Genomic DNA, 16,402 nt, shown 5'->3' on the forward strand with positions numbered 1-16,402 from the left:
TTTCAGTAACGGATTTTCGGATCGAGCCACGCGTACGCGAGATCGACCAGCAGATTGAGCAGCACCGCGACCACCGTTACGAGCACGACCAGTCCCAGCACGAGCGTGTAATCGCGATTGGCCGCGCCGTTCACTATCAGCTTGCCGATTCCCGGCAACGAGAACACGGACTCGGTAACGACCGCGGCCGTGATCGAGCCGATGGCGAGCGGACCGATCACCGACACCACGGGAATCATGGTCGGCCGCAGCGCATGGCGCAGCACGACCGTCCAGCGCGACAAACCCTTGGCGTAGGCTGTTCGAATGTAGTTGGTGTTCAGCACTTCGATCAGGCTGCCGCGTGTCACGCGTCCTACCGTCGCCACGTTGATGATGGTCAGCAGCAGCACCGGCAGCACCATGTAGCGCACATGAAAGCCGTTCCAGCCGCCGGCCGGAAGCCATTTCAGCAGAATCGCGAACACGAGGATCAGCACGGGTCCGATCACGAACGAAGGGAACGCGCTGCCCGCGTTGCCGATGATCATCAGCAGATAGTCCGCCGGGCTGTTGCGATAAAGCGCCGCAAAAATGCCGAGCACGACGCCCAACACGATGGCCAGCAACATGGATACACCGCCGATAGTCAACGACACCGGCAACGCACGCAGCACGAGGTCGTTGACGCTCCAGTCAGCGTACCGGAACGATGCCCCCAGGTCGCCGTGCAGCAGGCTGTTGAGGTACAACAGATACTGCTTCCAGAGCGGCTCGCCAAGATGGTATTTCGCCTGCAGGTTGGCCAACACCTCGGCGGACACTTTGCGCTCACCGTCGAACGGACCGCCCGGCGTGGCGTGCAGCAGCAGATAACATACCGTGACGACAATCAGCAGGGTAGGCACCGTCAACAGCACGCGCCTCAACGTATAAGACCACATGGGACATCTCTCCTGGCGGCGCCTTGACAAACCGCGTCACGGCAACCGCATCTTGCTGTTTGCTGGATAGTATTGCGGGTTATTTCAGGTCATTGCGGGTCGTTGCGTCCCGCTCAATGCGCCACGATATACATGTCCTTGCTGCGGTAACGGTCCATCGGGTTCTTCACCGAATACCCGCCAACATAGCTTTTCACCAGCCTGACGGTGGTGTATTGCAAGAGCGGCAGGATCGGATAGTCGTCCATTACAAGCTTCGCGGCCTGGGTTTGCAACTGCGTGCGCTTGACCTGATCGGTGCTTGCGTTCGCTTCTTTAATGAGCGCGTCGGCCTTGGGATTGCAATTGCCGCTGTCGTTCTGGTCCGAACCGCATTGCACCAGCTGCAGGAACGTGGTCGCGTCGTTATAGTCTGCGACCCAGCCATTGCGTGCAATCTGATAGTCGCCGGCATGACGCTTCTTCAATAGCACCTTGAACTCCATCGCGTCGATCTCCGTGTCCAGACCGAGCTTTGTTTTCCACTCGGAGGCCGCAAAAATAGCCATTTTCTTGTGATAGTCGCTGGTGTTTGTCGCGAAGTGCAGCGTCGTACCCGGCTTCACGCCTGCTTGCGCGAGCAGCTTTTTCGCTTCGTCCACGCGCTTCGCCATGGGCCACGTCGACCAGTCGTAGGCCGTCACGTCCGCACCCTTCACGCCCTTCACGATGACGCCGTACGCCGGAATCTGACCGTCCGCGGTAACACGTTGTGCGAGGATGTCACGGTCGATCACCATGGAGAGCGCCTGGCGCACGCGCACGTCCTTGAGCAACGGGTCTTTGTTATTGAACGAGTAGTAGCGCAGTCCGAGCATGGGCGCGATCCTCATGTCGGCGGGGAATTCCTGCTTGTATTTCGGGTACATGCCGGATGGCAACTGTGACACCCAGTCGTTGTCGCCCGACTGGAACAGCTTGATGTCCGTGGTCTCGCTCTCGACCGGCAGATACGTCACTTGCAACAACTGCACGTGCGCCGCGTCCCAGTACTGCGGGTTGCGTGCCAGCACGAGCTTGCTGTTCACCTGCCAGTCCTTCAGCATGAACGCACCGTTGCTCACCAGCTTGCCAGGTTTGGTCCAGTCCTTGCCATACTTTTCAATAGAGGCCTTGTTCAGCGGACCGAGATTCGTATTGGACACCAACTCCGGAATGAACGACACCGGATACGGCGTCTTGATTTCGACCGTGTAGGGGTCGATTGCGCGAATGCCCAGCGTGTCGGGTGACTTCTTGCCCGCCACAATGTCGGCGCCGTTCAACAGGAAGACGCCGAACGTACTCGCGTAGGGCGAGGCGATCTTCGGGTCGACAAGGCGCTGGCAGCCGTACACGAAATCGCTCGCGACCACCGGCTCTCCGTTCGACCACTTCGCATTCTTTCGCAGATGGAAGATCCACGTGGTTGCATCCTTCTGCTCCCATTTTTCCGCCACGCCTGGCACGACGGTCCCGTCGGCATCGGTGGCGGTCAGCCCTTCGAACAGATCGCGCGCCACGTTGTTGGCCGGCACGCTCTCAGCCAGGTTCGGGTCGAGCGTCTCGACCTCGGACGCGTTGTTGCGCACCAGCTCTTGCTTGGCCGCAAGCTGCACACCGGACGGCACGAGAGCCGCATGAGCCAGGTGAACATTGCTTGCGGCTGCAACGCAGACACTCGCGGCAAGGACGGTAAGCCACTTGCCTGAAACGCGGCGATGAACAGCATCGCCCGGACGAAAAAACGCGTCAACGCGTGTGTTACGAGCAACAAGAACTGCAAACAACGTCATGGGAATCCTTATTATTTATGTGTTCATCAAGCACTGAACGCTGGATTACAAGAGCTTTTGACCCTGTGCAACATGTCGATGCGTGGCTATCCGCCGCTACGCACCGCAGTTCGCATGCCGAAGCAGACGGACGGCGGCCAGCATCTTAGACCACCTAACATTTTGCTTTCGCGCTTACTGCTCGAGGGCAGGCATTGTGTGCTTGCCCTCACCTCGTATTTGTCTTCTTCTCTGACACGTCGCTTTAAGAATCTTTACACAGACCCTACGAACTGACGACAGAACCGAGTTCGCCGGGAGTATTTCAGAGCAATAAAGCGGAATCCACTCACATGTGCTTATAGGGCATGTGTTTTGGGTATAGGTAGACGAAGGCGGGTTTCACTCGTGCTTTATCCACGCGCGCGCGGCCGTAAATTAGCGGGCACGCGTGGTTCGCGCTACCATCGGCGTCCTTGAGGTTCGTGGACGTAGGTTCAACACAATGATACGTTTTCGCCAGATAGAAGCTTTCCGCTCGTTGATCATGACGGGCACCAGTGTCGGGGCGGCGCGCGCGCTGCATGTCACTCAGCCCGCCATCAGCCGCCTGATCGCGGATTTGGAGGCCGACCTCGGTTTCAGCCTGTTCAGCCGCGTGGGCGGCCGCTTGAATCCGACCAACGCCGGGTTGCGCTTTTATAAATCGGTCGAAGAGAATTTCCTGGGGCTGGAACGCCTGAAACAGGTCGCCGAGATCATTCGCGACGAGGCGTCCGAAGGGCTGACCGTCGCGTGCCAGCCGGTAATTGCCAGCACCCTGCTGCCTCCCATCCTGGCCGACTTTGTCGAGCGTCATCCGGGCGTGCCTATTCGTGTCGACTCGGTCAAAGTCCCCGAAGTGCTCACGATCCTGCAAAACCACAAGGCGGACGTCGCCATCAGCCAGGCGTTTGCGGCGGTTGCGGGGATCGAGGTGGAGAAATTGCTGCACGCGCGGGCGCAATGCGCGATGCCTGCATCGCATCGGCTGGCAAAGAAAAAAACCGTGCGGACACAGGATCTGCGAGGCGAACGCATCATCGGCTGGGTACCGAATTCACGGCAGCCTTACGCGGCCGAGCAATCGTTGTTCGCCGCCGGCGAAGACCGGGCGAACTACACCGTGCTGACCGACACCGCGCACACGCGCTATGCGATGGTCGCGGGCGGTCTGGGTGTATCGATCGTCGAACCGTTTGCAGCCAAGGTGTGGCGCGCGCACGGCGTGGTCGTGCGCCCGTTCGACGCCGCAATCGAATACGAATACGTGCTGTCGTATCCGAGCAGTGGCATACGCTCGGACCTGGTCGCTTCGTTCCGCGAGTCCGTGTTGCGTGTTGTGGCAACGTACTCCCTCGACGAAGCACCGGCATCCGCTGGCGCCGAGGCCTGAGGCATACGTCCGCCGCTTTTGAACGCGCGGTCCGCCCCGCGTTCATCTCGTCCGGCGCGACCCCTTCAATAGGGTCGCGATCCATTCCGGTGGCCAAACCGATCGCGTAACTGCTCCCTGCAGCCCTGACCGTCATGCTCCTGCGCCAAGTCAAGGACGGGGCTTCCCACCATTTCGGAATCAATTACGCCCGTGGTATAAGCCCCGGAGCGTTCCCGCCTGAGCGCTGCGCCGGAAAAGGCGACGGGGCAAGACGATTACCCCCGGGGCGGGTACCCATTTTCAGGAGGAGCAAAGATGTCCATGAAGAAGTCCGTGAGTTCGTTGTATCGCACACGTCCGTTCGCCCTTGGAACGCTCGCCGCGACGGCGCTTTCGCTCTCGCTCGGGTTTGTCGAAAGCACCCCCGCCTATGCAAAAGTCCCGGCGCAACCCGTTGTCCTGACGGCGTCGGCGGTGGCAGTCGCCGACAAGTTCGCAGCGGACGCCGCCGAGCAGGTCCTCAAGGAAGGCGGCAATGCCGTTGATGCGGCCGTCGCGATCGCGTTCACGCTGGCAGTGACGTACCCGGAAGCGGGCAACCTGGGCGGCGGCGGCTTCATGACGCTCTACGTGGATCATCGTCCCTACTTCCTCGACTATCGCGAGCGCGCCCCCATTGCGGCCACGAAGAACATGTATCTCGATGACAAGGGTGAAGTCATCAAGGGCATGAGCCTGTTCGGTTACCGCGCGGTCGGCGTGCCGGGCACGGTGTCGGGTATGTGGGAAGCGCAGAAGCGCTTCGGCAAGCTGAAATGGAAACAGGTCGTCGCGCCCGCGATCAAGTACGCGCAGGACGGCTTTGAAGTCAGCGACCAGTTGCAGGAGCGCAAGGACGCCGCATCGAAGGACTTCGCGGGCAAGACCAACTTCGAAAGTTACTTCGGAGGCCTGAATAAAGGCGTGAACTTCAAGCAGCCGGAACTGGCGGCGACGCTTCAACGCATCTCGGACAACGGTGCAAAGGGCTTCTATGAAGGCCGGACGGCGGACCTGATCGCAACAGCCATGACCGGCCATGGCCTGATCACGGCACAGGACCTGAAGGAATACAAGGCGGTGTGGCGCCAGCCGGTGCTCGCGAGCTGGAACGGCTACCGCATCATCACCGCGCCGCCGCCGAGTTCCGGCGGTATCGGCCTGGTCCAGTTGCTGAAGATGAAGGCCGATCTCAAGGACAAATATGCCAACGTGCCGCTCAACTCGGCGCAATACATTCACCTGACCGCGGAAATTGAAAAGCGCGTGTTCGCGGATCGCGCCCAGTATCTCGGTGACCCCGATTTCTACAAGGTACCGGTCGCGCAACTCACTAACGACGACTACATCCTGAAGCGTGCATCCGAGGTGAATCCCGACACGCCGTCGGACACCAAGAGCGTCCTCCCGGGCCTTGGCACCACGATGCCGGAAAAGGCTGAAACCACGCACTTCTCGGTGATCGACAAGTGGGGCAACGCGGTATCGAATACGTACACTATCAACGGCTATTTCGGCTCCGGTGTGGTGGTGGACGGCACCGGTGTCGTGCTGAACGACGAGATGGACGACTTCTCCTCGAAGCCGGGCGTGGCGAACATGTTCGGCGTGGTGGGCAGCGACGCGAACGCCATCGAACCGCGCAAGCGCCCGCTTTCTTCCATGTCACCGACCATCCTCACGAAGGACGATCAGGTCGCGATGGTGATCGGGACACCGGGCGGCTCGCGCATCTTTACCTCGATCTTCCAGGTGATCACCAACGTCTACGACTTCTCCATGCCCTTGCCCGAAGCAGTCGCGGCGATGCGCTTCCATCACCAGTTGCTGCCGCCGAACACGATTTTCTGGGAGCCGTACAAGCCCATTGACGGCGATCTCGCGAAGGAACTGGAAGCGAAGGGATATAAGCTCTCGGGGCAGGATTTCAACGGCGATATCCAGGTCATCAAGATCAATGGAACAACGCCGGAACCCGCCGCTGATCCACGTGGCCGGGGCGTCACGCGTGTGATTCAGTAAGCGCTCGCGGTCGTTCCAGGTTGTTCGTATCAGACAAAAGGGCCAGGTCGTATCAGACCTGGCCCTTTTTATTTTCTGCCGTGCCCATATGCCTTCGAAGCCGTATTGAAACGGACCTTATAAGGATCGCGGCATGACTGGAATCCCATTTTTGAGATTGGAGGCGGGTTAATGTTGCCCTAGTCTCTGTGCTGGCCCAGTCCAGTGCGTTGGCTCCCGCCAACACCATAAATAAACCTATCGAGACGACCCTGAAGACGGCGTGCCCGGTCTGCAAAAGACCGCCCGGCCCGCTTGTTTCAGCCTGCTGATAAAGGAGAACAGCTCATGATGGAACCCCACGCCCAGCCGCTTGGCGGCATCGACATCCCGGATGACGCAGCCGCGTCCCAACCAGGCGGATTGATCGACCGATACTTTCAAATCAGTGCGCGCGGCAGTACCCAGCGGCGCGAGGTGATTGCCGGGATCACCACCTTCCTGGCGATGGTTTATTCCGTGTTCGTCGTCCCGGCCATGCTCGGCAAGGCCGGATTCGACACACGCGCGGTCTTCGTGGCGGTCTGCCTGACAACGGCATTCGGCTCGCTCCTGATGGGCATATGGGCTCGCTTGCCGATCGCGATCGGCTGCGCAATCTCGCTCACCGCGTTCACTGCGTTCGGGCTGGTGCTGGGCAAAGGGCTCTCGCCTGCGGTTGCACTTGGCGCCGTCTTCCTGATGGGCGTCACCTTCACCGCTATCTCCGTCACCGGCGTGCGCTCGTGGATCCTGCGCAATCTGCCGACAGGCGTGGCGCATGGCACGGGCATCGGCATCGGTTTGTTCCTGCTGCTGATCGCGTCTAACGATGTCGGCCTGATCGTCAAGAATCCGGGTGCCGGTTTGCCTGTTTCGCTTGGCCATATCACAGCGTTCCCGGTGCTGATGTCGATCTTCGGACTCGCGGCAATCATCGGGCTGGAGCGCCGGCGTGTTCCGGGCGGGATCTTGCTGGTGGTGGTCGGTTTGTCGGCGCTGGGACTGGCCTTCGATCCCGCCGTCCGTTTTACCGGCGTGTTCGCGTTGCCCTCGCTGAGCGCGCCCGGACATGCTTCGCTGATCGGCGCGATGGACATTCGCGGCGCGCTTTCGCTGGCCGTGCTGCCTAGCGTGTTCGCGTTGGTGATGACGGCGGTGTTCGACGCCACCGGCACGATTCGCGCCGTTGCGGGACAGGCCGGTCAGATAGACGAGAAAGGCCGGATTGTGAACGGCGGACGGGCGTTGACGGCGGACTCGGTCAGCTCGATCGTCGCCGCGTGCCTGGGCGGTGCGCCAGCGGCGGCTTATATTGAATCGACGGTGGGCGTGGCGGCAGGCGCGAAGTCGGGCCTGGCGGCCGCTACCGTTGGCGTGATGTTCCTGCTGGTGATGTTCTTCTCGCCGCTCGCCGGACTCGTGCCCTCGTACGCGACGGCTCCGGCCCTGATGTACGTCGGCCTGCTGATGCTCGCAAGCGTGAGCAAGCTTCACATGGACGATCTTGTCGACACCATGTCAGGTCTTGTCTGCGCCGTGTTCATTGTGCTGTCGGCGAATATTGTGACCGGCATCATGCTCGGCTTTTGTACGCTCGTGATCGGGCGCGTGGTAGCCGGCGAATACAAGAAGCTCAACGTTGGCACGGTGGTGATCGCCGCAGTGCTCGCCGCGTTTTATCTCGGCGGATGGGCTATCTGACCTGACGGGCGGTGAGCATCTGGCGCAATTTGGCGCAATCAGCACATGCAGGATTCGCATCCCGGTTGCCGGCAATTTTTCCGGCAACCGTCCTGACTCGGACAACGCCGATGAACGACGTTCAAGAGCGATGAAACGGCTCGATTGGTGCGTCGATTCAGCGGTTGGTCGTTGGTCAAACTACAGCGATTTACTTCCGGCGATACGCTTCAGCCAGCACTGCGCAGTTTTGCAGATGCAGGTTCAACGCACGAACAGCTTCGCGGCGAACGACAGCCTTCGTCTTGCGGAACCATGAACCGAACGAAACGAGAAGCGAACCTTGAGCGGTGGTTTTCATGAGAGCACCTCAGCGTGAATTAGGGATTACCCTTTAGGGAATACCCTTTAGGGAATACCCTTTAGGGAATACCCTAATTATACGCACCCAATGCTGCGTTGCAAAAAAGATTTGAGATCGACGGGTTAAATGAAGTGTCTACGCAACAGCGCGCAGATCGAGCCCGCGTCGGGTCCGGCTAGGTCCGGCCCTTTTAAACGCCGGCACGCGGAACACGTCGCCTGCCCCTCTGGAAGCCCTTAGGGGACGACGGAAAGAAACAGGAAGGTCGCGAAAATAACCAGGTGGACCACCCCCTGAAGCACGGTCGAGCGTCCGGTGCCAAGCGTCAGGACGCTCACCAGCAGGGTCAACGCGAGCAGTACGATTTCCTTTGGACCAAGACCGAGTGCGATCGGCTGGCTGATCGCGAGCGACACGACCGCTACGGCCGGAATCGTCAACCCGATGCTCGCGAGCGCCGACCCCAGCGCCAGGTTCAAACTCGTTTGCAACCGGTTCAGCCGGGCCGCGCGCAAGGCGGCCACGCCTTCCGGCAGCAGCACCAGCGCGGCAATGACCACGCCGACCACCGCTTCCGGTGCACCGGCGCTGGCAACACCCGCCTCGACCGCCGGCGACAGCAGCTTCGCGAGCCCGACAACCGAAATCAGCGAGAGCAGCAGCAAACCGCCCGAGGCCCACGCGTAACCGTTGGTCGGCAGCGGTGCGTGAACGTCATCGGATTCGGCTTGATTCGGATCAATTGCCGGCACTGGCGGCAGGAAATAGTCGCGATGCCGCACTGTCTGCACAAAAACGAACACGACGTAAAGCACGAGCGACGTCACGCCGACAAACACCAGTTGCGATGTCGATAACCCTGGCCCCATCACCGTGCTGGTGAAGTTGGGCAAAACCATTGTCAGTACCGACAGCGCACACAGGATGGCGAGCGTTGCGCTTGCGCCTTGCAACTGGAAATTCTGCTCGTGATGGCGCATACCGCCCACGAGCAGGCAAATCCCGACAATTCCGTTGCACACGATCATGATCGCGGCGAACACAGTGTCGCGCGGCAGTGCCGCTTTTTCCGGCCCCCCCGAGACCATGACGGAGACGATCAGCGCCACTTCGATCACCGTGACCGCGATCGCGAGCACCAGCGTGCCGAACGGCTCGCCAACGCGATGCGCCACCACTTCGGCGTGATGGACTGCGGCAAACACGGCCGCCGCGAGTGCGATGGCCGCGAGTACGAACAGGAAGCCGTTCGGCATCGCGAACGTCACTCCCAGGATGACAAGTGCGGCAAATGGCGCGATGCACGTCCAGTCCAGCTTGAATTTCATCGATGCTCCAGGGCTGTGCTGCGTGTGGATGGAAGTGTCAGGAAGGCTGACCGGCTGCAGGGTTTAGTCCGGCCCGATTACTTGAAAGTGCCGTCAGATTACAGGTTCTTGGCGCACACGGGCCGTTGCAGGGCTTGCAACAACTGCCCGAAGATGCATGAGCGGCTATAGGCAGCGTTCCTGCCTGCGAAACGTTAGGAAGCTGTAAACCGTTACGCGTCAGCGAGTTGGAGGCGGCTCACGCATGTTGTCCACATGGCTATCCACAAAAAATGTGGATAAGTCACGGCACTGATTCTAATCGGTGCCCTGTGTCAGTTGAGTATCCGTGGGCGGGTCCACGCGCTCCATCTGCCCTGCCGAGCGATGACCACGGGCGACTAACCCTGCACGAAAGAAAGGGCGCCGCCGGTTTCCCGGCCGCGCCCCTTCACACTTCGTTCAGACGAAACTCAGGAAACGAATTCCGTCTTCAGCGTGATCTTCGTGTTTCCGGCGAACAGCTTGGACACCGGGCAGCCCTCTTTCGCCGCGTTGGCGAGCTTCTCGAACGTGGCTTTGTCCGTGCCGGGCACCTTCGCTGTCACATCCAGATGGCAGGCGGTGATAGAGAACCCGTCGCCGTCCTTATCCAGCGTCACAGTAGACTTCGTTTCGATGCTTTCCGCCGTGAGGCCCGCCTGCGTAAGTTGCAGGGACAGCGCCATCGTGAAACAGCCCGAATGCGCAGCGCCGATCAGCTCCTCGGGATTCGTTCCGGGACCACCTTCGAAACGGGCTGAAAACCCATAAGGCGCGTCTTTCAACACGCCAGTTTGCGTCGAAATGTAACCTTTACCGTCCTTGATGCCACCACTCCATTTGGCCGATGCTGTCTTTTGCACGAGTGTTCTCCAGAAAGTCAGGGGGAAATGCCACGCAATACCGCCGCAGCATGGATCGACCGCCAAGCCGGTTGAAACGCGCGCGCCGGCTTTGACGCGCCATCGGGTTGAGCAAGCACTTAGGATGCCCGAAGCAAAGCGCATGCGTTGCCGAACCATTTTCCGGGGCCGGCCCCGTTCAAGGAGGATCGATGTCGCCATCGACGCGTTCCGTGCGCTCTTCCCGGCCCTCGGGGACGTGAAGATAGCGCTGGCATGGGGCGGGTTATATCGACGTCACCCCGGATGCCGTGCCTGTGATCTCAGCCGCGCAGCAGGTTCAGGGCATGTTCATCGCCACCGGCTTTTCGGGGCACGGCTTCGGAATTGGCCCTGGGGCGGGGAAGCTGATGGCCGACATGGTCGCGAACGACAAGCCGCTGGTGGACCCGCAAGCATTCCGGCTGAGCCGCTTCAGCGACGGCACAAAGATAGAATTGGATGGTGGGTTTTAAGCGAGAAAAACGGAGGAACGCAGAATTTTACAGAGGATGTTTGTGGCTTTTATCACGGCCAGGTCCCTCGCAGCAGGGGTGCCGGAAAGGCATCAACAAGCTTGCCGCCAGCCAGCTCCGAGCAGTCGCTCAGAGCTGCTTTACAAAATTACTTGCCCGAGATGACTCGGCGTGCTTCGATCTCTGCGAGTTCAAGCGCAGCCTGCTCGGTTTTCACCGGACGTCCGCATCCACGTCCAAATGTCTGCCCAATGGACTCGTTACCGTTCTGAGTCACGACTCGGATATAACCCTTGAACATTGCGCCCGGTGCTGACTTTACCAACGCCTCGACGGTCTTGTTGCCCTTCGTTTCTTTGAATGCCATGGAGGCCCCCTGTTTAATAGTGGGCGGATCCTATCACGAACGGGCGTCCGATCCTTTTCGGCCGTGTCCTGTTGCGCGCGCTGCGCCCGACGAAATCGTCGAAGAACGCAGCGAGCGGCCATGCAGGCCACCGGGATGACATCGCTCTGCGGGGAAAGCGTGGACGGAGATAAAGCTCGATGTCGGGTAGAATTTTGGACTAACTTTGGACCAATTCCGGACCGCCCTTATATGACAAGCTCCAAGCTGTACCTCGACGTGTGGTCCGACTTCGTCTGCCCTTTCTGCTATCTGGAAGTGCCGGTCATCGACCAGTTCAAGAATACTTATGGCGACGCGGTCGAAGTCCGCTGGCACGCGTTTGAACTGCGCCCAGAACCCGCTTCCGCGATCGATCCGGATAGCGACTCCCTGCAAGAAACCTGGGAAAACTCGGTCTATCCCATAGCCAACGAACGCGGTTTGTTGCTGCGCCTGCCGCCGGTTCAACCGCATAGCCGCAAGGCGTTCGAGACCGCGTTTTTCGCGCGCGAATCGGGTCGTTTCGACGTTGTGCATCGTGCGATCTTCAAGGCGTATTTCGAGGACGGCATCGATATCGGCGACACCGATGCGCTCCTGGATATCGCTGCTACCTGCGGCATTGATCCTGAATCGTTGGAAGAAGTGTTGCTAGGCGATGAGTTGACTGACGCGGTCATCGAAGACGAAGAGTTCGCGAAGAAGCTCGGCGTGACGGGGGTGCCGTTCGCCGTGCTCTCGCGTGACGGCGTGGGCGAACAGGAACCGCCGCCGCCCATCGCGCTGCGCGGCGCGGCGCCAATCGAGCATTTCGAAGCAGCGCTCGGACGTTTGTTCCCGGAAGGATTTTCGGCCGCTTAAGCGTTCTATAGCGTGCTTCGGCGCGCTATAGAAGCTCGAATCAGGACACAGTCCCTGTCGCGACATCGTGAGCGGCAGGCACCATCGATCCCGTCAGCACGCCTTCTACCGCGTTGAGCACCGTCGCCACATCGGGCGGAGCACTCTGGTCGCCGACCGAAATCGAATGCTCTGACGAAGCAATGCCGAAATGCTCGCGCGACGTTGCCGTAAAAATCATCACCGTGGGCCGGCCCAGCGCATACGCCAGGTGGACCAGCCCCGTATCCATGCCAACGACCAGCGCCGATGCATTGATGCAATGCGCGCACTCGGTCACGGTCAGCTTCGGCAACACGATCGCGCCCGGCACGAGCGCCGCAATCTGCTCGCCCTCCCGGCGCTCGCCTTCCGTGCCCCACGGCAGCGCAATCCGATAACCTCGCGCCGTCAATGAACGCCCCGTCTCGGCCCACCGGTCGATCGGCCATTTCTTTTCATCGGCTGATGTGGCGTGGAACAGCATGGCGATAGGCGTGCCCTCGGGAAGCTGAAGCGGTGTAGCCAGCGGCGGTAGCCGGAGATTGAAGTCGGGGGTTTCGTCGAAGCTATAGCCCAACGCGTCGGCCACGCTCACACGCATGCCGCGCCACGCATCCGTTTTCGGCCGTGGCCCGAAGCGCTTGTTGTACGCAAACGCCGCGCCGAGTTCGCCCAGGTCCCTGTTCTTGTAACCGTAACGCCGCCGCCCACGGGCCAGGAACGCGATGATCGCGCTCTTGTACACGCCATGGATATCCAGGATCACATCGTACTTCTCGGCCCTCAAGTCGCCGATAGACGCGGCGATGTCTTTCAAATCCGCCCAGCTTCGTGCTTTCTTGAACTTGCGCAGCGGCGCGCTCAACACGCGGTCTACGGCTGGATTCCAGCGAATGATGTCGGCGAAAGCCGCGTCTGCCGCCCAGTCGATCTTGGCAGACGGAAATGCACGGCGAAGATCGGAGACGACAGGCTGCGTCTCTACGATATCGCCCAACGATGTCACCTTGACAATCAGGATTCGCTTCATGGGAATGCTATGGGACCTTTATTTCGCCAGCGCGTGGCTTCGTGCGGCGACGCATGAACCGGAACCGCTTGGCGGCTGGATCGCGTGACCGCTAGCGCTCTCGGCAAATCGAAAGGCGTTCGGATCATGATCGATCTGAAAACCGGGATTCTATAAATTGGCGTAATGCCGCGCTGTCAGCATGTGTAAGTTTTGCGCTGCGTGTTCTGCCCGAATTATCCGTCGAAATAACGGTTTTAACTACTATTTCACGGTCTTTCATGAACAAAGCGCCGAACGTACAGGCGCTTTGCCATTGAAAATTGCGTTGTCCAATGACCGTAAAAGAACCACCCTCAGAGCGTTTTAGCGCCGAAAGTGTCGCACTGTCCCATATCGCCCGTCGCCAATCCGCGATTCAACCAGCGCTGGCGTTGCGCGCTCGCGCCGTGCGTGAAGGCTTCCGGAACCACGCGTCCTTGCGTTTGCTTCTGCAGCCGGTCGTCGCCTATCGCGCCCGCCGCGTTCAGCCCTTCCTGAAAGTCACCCGGCTCGATCAGCTTCGCGTTGTTCTTCTGGGCGACGTTCGCCCAGACACCCGCGAAACAATCCGCCTGCAATTCGACACGCACCGACAACTGGTTGGCCTGTTCCCGCGACATCCGCTGCCGCGCGGCATCGACCTTGTTCATGACGCCCAGGACGTTCTGCACATGGTGGCCGACTTCGTGTGCAATCACATACGCCTGCGCAAAATCTCCGCCTGCACCGAACCGATCGCGCAATTCCCGATAGAACGATAAATCGATGTAGACCGTGCGATCGTTCGGGCAGTAGAACGGCCCCATGGCTGACTGACCGGTGCCGCACGCCGTAGCGGTACCGCCGGTGAACAGGACCAGCTTCGGCGCCGGATAATCCTGGTTGTAGCGGGTCCGGAAAATCTGCTGCCATGTGCGTTCGGTATTGCCGAGTACACGGCGCACAAACACGGCATCCTGATCGCTCGCGCTTGCCTGCGGCTGAGCGCGCGGGTCCACCTGGCGTTGCTGCGACTGCGGCTGGCTGTATGAACCGCTCTTCCCGGTCGAGCCGCCGCCCAGGATCAGCATGGGATCGATGCCGAAGAAATAGGCGGCGGCCAGCGCGATGACAATCGTGCCGATACCAATCGAGCGCCCTCCGCCGATGCGAAACCCTCCGCCGCCCCCTCCCCCGGCGCCGCGCCGGTCCTCCACATTGCGGCTCTCTGCTTCGTCATCAAGACGCATGGTTTTTCTCCCGTCGCGATGTCTGGTTTGCACGGCCGCAGGTCTATTCCTCCGACCACGAAAACGCCGGCGATGCTGTTTCGTCATGGTACCCGCCGTGCGCCGGTACATCACCGCAGAATCGCGCCAGGAAGGTCACAGCTCGCGACGAGCCCCAGGCGTTCCGGCTCGCCTGCATGCGGTCAATCGCATTTGACGCAGTGCGGTCGATTGTCGCGGAATTGGCGAACCCGCGATTGCAGGCGTTAACTCAATCGCTCAAAAAAACATCGATTAAACAGTCAGTTACAGATCAACTATCTCAAAAATTGCGACATTTCCGCACATTCCCGCCTCCTGCCGCGTCGCACCAATCATCTCAAAAACTGGCTTAGAGTCACTCCCGTCGTACTTGATCCAGCCAATAGTTCAACCAACCAGCGCCCGCTCGCGAGCTCGTTTCGAGTGCGCCCGCGACGGCTGCACAACCTGCCATGCATACCACTCAGCAAGCGCTCGATCTAGCGCGTATCCAGTTCGCTTTTACGGTTTCTTTCCACATCGTTTTCCCTGCGCTCAGCATTGGCCTGGCGAGTTTTATCGCTGTGCTCGAAGGTATGTGGCTCAAAACCGGCAAGCCGGTCTACAAGGAGTTATGCCTCTTCTGGTCGAAGGTGTTCGCCGTCGCGTTCGGCATGGGCGTGGTGTCCGGTGTCGTGATGAGCTACGAATTCGGCACCAACTGGGGCGGTTTTTCAAGCTTCGCCGGCCCGATCACCGGTCCGCTGCTCGCCTACGAGGTCATGACCGCGTTTTTCCTGGAAGCGGGATTCCTCGGCATCATGCTGTTCGGCTGGAACAAGGTTGGACCGAAGGCGCACTTCGGCGCCACGCTGATGGTCGCCATCGGCACACTGATCTCGGCCTTCTGGATTCTTGCGTCGAATAGCTGGATGCAGACGCCGCAGGGGTTTCGTATTGAAGGCGACCATGTGGTGCCGGTCAGCTGGTTCAAGATCATTTTCAACCCGTCGTTTCCGTACCGGCTTTCGCATATGGTGATCGCGGCGTTCATTGTCGCGGCGTTCGTGGTGGCGGCTTGCGCGGCTTATCACTTGCTGAAGGGCCGCAAGGACCCGGCCATCAAGAAGATGTTTTCGATGTCGCTCTGGCTGCTGCTGGTGCTCACCCCGCTTCAAGCCGTAGTCGGCGATCAGCACGGCCTGAACACCCGCGAATACCAACCGGCGAAGATCGCGGCTATTGAAGGCCTGTGGGACACGGAGAAAGGCGGCACTGCGCTGAACCTCTTCGGTATCCCGGACATGGAAGCCGAAATCACGAAATACGCGGTCTCCATCCCGCACCTGGGCAGCCTGATTCTTACGCATAGCTGGGACGGAGAAATCCGTGGTCTCAAATCGTTTCCGAAAGAGGACCGGCCGAATTCGACTATCGTGTTCTGGAGCTTCCGGATCATGGCCGGGCTTGGTGTGCTGATGATCCTGATGAGTATCGCCGGCTTCGTGCTGCGGCGGAAAAACAAGCTGTTCGAGTCGAAGATGTTCCAGCGCTTCGTGCTCGTGATGGGACCGTCCGGCTTCATCTCGCTGCTGGCCGGCTGGGTGACGACGGAAGCGGGTCGCCAGCCGTGGGTGGTGTACGGCGTGATGCGCACGGCGCAGGCCGTGTCGCCGGTGACCGCGCAGCAGGTCGGCGTGACGCTGCTGATCTTCGTGATTGTTTATACGATCGTGTTCGGTACCGGCATCTACTACCTGCTCAAGCTGCTTGGAACAGGTCCCGCATTGCCCGGCACCATCACTCACGCACCGCGCGTGGATGACGACAACCACACCGCTCGCCGGCCGCTGTCCGCTGCGACGCATTCAATAAAAGGAGCCTGAG

13 protein-coding genes and 1 pseudogene are annotated in these 16,402 nt (G+C 60.1%); 6 read left to right on the forward strand and 8 right to left on the reverse strand.

Going from position 1 to position 16,402, the window contains the following annotated elements; all coding sequences use genetic code 11:
- Positions 1-2: 2 nt before the first annotated feature.
- The gene (locus tag AWB69_RS31105; protein WP_062090664.1) at positions 3-923 is read right to left on the reverse strand and encodes an ABC transporter permease subunit; all 921 of its coding nucleotides are present in this window, start codon (positions 921-923) and stop codon (positions 3-5) included.
- A 113-nt stretch (positions 924-1,036) separates the two neighbouring features.
- Positions 1,037-2,737 carry a peptide ABC transporter substrate-binding protein gene (locus AWB69_RS31110; protein WP_082913658.1) on the reverse strand — a complete coding sequence of 567 codons (1,701 nt, stop codon included), beginning with the start codon at positions 2,735-2,737 and terminating at the stop codon, positions 1,037-1,039.
- Positions 2,738-3,221: 484 nt separating this feature from the next.
- On the opposite strand from AWB69_RS31110, the gene AWB69_RS31115 reads away from it, so the two are divergent.
- From AWB69_RS31115 to AWB69_RS31125, 3 genes are all read left to right on the forward strand, one after another.
- Complete coding sequence (locus AWB69_RS31115; protein WP_062090665.1) at positions 3,222-4,151, forward strand: LysR substrate-binding domain-containing protein; 930 nt, start codon at positions 3,222-3,224, stop codon at positions 4,149-4,151.
- A 303-nt stretch (positions 4,152-4,454) separates the two neighbouring features.
- Positions 4,455-6,194, forward strand: coding sequence for a gamma-glutamyltransferase (ggt, locus tag AWB69_RS31120; RefSeq protein ID WP_062090699.1), 1,740 nt, complete (start codon positions 4,455-4,457; stop codon positions 6,192-6,194).
- Between the two features lie 327 nt (positions 6,195-6,521).
- Positions 6,522-7,916: an NCS2 family permease gene (locus AWB69_RS31125; RefSeq protein ID WP_062090666.1), complete on the forward strand. Its 1,395-nt coding sequence runs from the start codon at positions 6,522-6,524 to the stop codon at positions 7,914-7,916.
- A gap of 190 nt (positions 7,917-8,106) precedes the next feature.
- Here the strand turns inward: AWB69_RS31125 and AWB69_RS48850 are convergent, their stop codons facing one another.
- The 3 genes from AWB69_RS48850 to AWB69_RS31135 all read right to left on the reverse strand — a co-directional run bounded on the left by AWB69_RS48850 (position 8,107) and on the right by AWB69_RS31135 (position 10,471).
- Positions 8,107-8,256, reverse strand: a complete 150-nt coding sequence (locus tag AWB69_RS48850) for a hypothetical protein (protein ID WP_165936641.1) — start codon at positions 8,254-8,256, stop codon at positions 8,107-8,109.
- Positions 8,257-8,495: 239 nt separating this feature from the next.
- Positions 8,496-9,587, reverse strand: coding sequence for a calcium:proton antiporter (locus AWB69_RS31130; protein WP_062090667.1), 1,092 nt, complete (start codon positions 9,585-9,587; stop codon positions 8,496-8,498).
- 452 nt (positions 9,588-10,039) lie between these two features.
- Positions 10,040-10,471, reverse strand: a complete 432-nt coding sequence (locus AWB69_RS31135) for an OsmC family protein (protein WP_062090700.1) — start codon at positions 10,469-10,471, stop codon at positions 10,040-10,042.
- A gap of 202 nt (positions 10,472-10,673) precedes the next feature.
- On the opposite strand from AWB69_RS31135, the pseudogene AWB69_RS49710 reads away from it, so the two are divergent.
- Positions 10,674-10,965: pseudogene (locus AWB69_RS49710) on the forward strand (NAD(P)/FAD-dependent oxidoreductase); the annotation flags it as partial.
- A 148-nt stretch (positions 10,966-11,113) separates the two neighbouring features.
- On the opposite strand, the gene AWB69_RS31145 reads toward AWB69_RS49710, so the two are convergent.
- A complete protein-coding gene (locus AWB69_RS31145; protein WP_062090669.1) occupies positions 11,114-11,332 on the reverse strand; it encodes a hypothetical protein in 219 nt (72 codons plus the stop codon).
- A 231-nt stretch (positions 11,333-11,563) separates the two neighbouring features.
- Between AWB69_RS31145 and AWB69_RS31150 the strand changes: the two genes are divergently transcribed.
- Positions 11,564-12,214 carry a DsbA family oxidoreductase gene (locus AWB69_RS31150; RefSeq protein ID WP_062090670.1) on the forward strand — a complete coding sequence of 217 codons (651 nt, stop codon included), beginning with the start codon at positions 11,564-11,566 and terminating at the stop codon, positions 12,212-12,214.
- A gap of 40 nt (positions 12,215-12,254) precedes the next feature.
- Here AWB69_RS31150 and waaC read toward each other — a convergent pair whose 3' ends face one another.
- On the reverse strand, positions 12,255-13,265 hold the full coding sequence (gene waaC, locus AWB69_RS31155; RefSeq protein ID WP_062090671.1) for a lipopolysaccharide heptosyltransferase I: 1,011 nt from the start codon (positions 13,263-13,265) through the stop codon (positions 12,255-12,257).
- 335 nt (positions 13,266-13,600) lie between these two features.
- Complete coding sequence (ypfJ, locus tag AWB69_RS31160; protein ID WP_062090672.1) at positions 13,601-14,515, reverse strand: KPN_02809 family neutral zinc metallopeptidase; 915 nt, start codon at positions 14,513-14,515, stop codon at positions 13,601-13,603.
- Positions 14,516-14,988: 473 nt separating this feature from the next.
- On the opposite strand from ypfJ, the gene AWB69_RS31165 reads away from it, so the two are divergent.
- Positions 14,989-16,401 carry a cytochrome ubiquinol oxidase subunit I gene (locus AWB69_RS31165; protein ID WP_062090673.1) on the forward strand — a complete coding sequence of 471 codons (1,413 nt, stop codon included), beginning with the start codon at positions 14,989-14,991 and terminating at the stop codon, positions 16,399-16,401.
- Position 16,402: the final 1 nt, after the last annotated feature.

The organism is Caballeronia udeis, from assembly GCF_001544555.2.
Taxonomy (GTDB): domain Bacteria; phylum Pseudomonadota; class Gammaproteobacteria; order Burkholderiales; family Burkholderiaceae; genus Caballeronia; species Caballeronia udeis.

Bases quoted from the DNA above. Each gene is read 5' to 3' on its own strand.
- AWB69_RS31105 (WP_062090664.1), bottom strand. From the start codon at position 923: ATGTGGTCTTATACGTTGAGGCGCGTGCTGTTGACGGTGCCTACCCTG.
- AWB69_RS31110 (WP_082913658.1), bottom strand. From the start codon at position 2,737: ATGACGTTGTTTGCAGTTCTTGTTGCTCGTAACACACGCGTTGACGCG.
- AWB69_RS31115 (WP_062090665.1), top strand. From the start codon at position 3,222: ATGATACGTTTTCGCCAGATAGAAGCTTTCCGCTCGTTGATCATGACG.
- ggt (WP_062090699.1), top strand. From the start codon at position 4,455: ATGAAGAAGTCCGTGAGTTCGTTGTATCGCACACGTCCGTTCGCCCTT.
- AWB69_RS31125 (WP_062090666.1), top strand. From the start codon at position 6,522: ATGATGGAACCCCACGCCCAGCCGCTTGGCGGCATCGACATCCCGGAT.
- AWB69_RS48850 (WP_165936641.1), bottom strand. From the start codon at position 8,256: ATGAAAACCACCGCTCAAGGTTCGCTTCTCGTTTCGTTCGGTTCATGG.
- AWB69_RS31130 (WP_062090667.1), bottom strand. From the start codon at position 9,587: ATGAAATTCAAGCTGGACTGGACGTGCATCGCGCCATTTGCCGCACTT.
- AWB69_RS31145 (WP_062090669.1), bottom strand. From the start codon at position 11,332: ATGGCATTCAAAGAAACGAAGGGCAACAAGACCGTCGAGGCGTTGGTA.
- AWB69_RS31150 (WP_062090670.1), top strand. From the start codon at position 11,564: ATGACAAGCTCCAAGCTGTACCTCGACGTGTGGTCCGACTTCGTCTGC.
- waaC (WP_062090671.1), bottom strand. From the start codon at position 13,265: ATGAAGCGAATCCTGATTGTCAAGGTGACATCGTTGGGCGATATCGTA.
- ypfJ (WP_062090672.1), bottom strand. From the start codon at position 14,515: ATGCGTCTTGATGACGAAGCAGAGAGCCGCAATGTGGAGGACCGGCGC.
- AWB69_RS31165 (WP_062090673.1), top strand. From the start codon at position 14,989: ATGCATACCACTCAGCAAGCGCTCGATCTAGCGCGTATCCAGTTCGCT.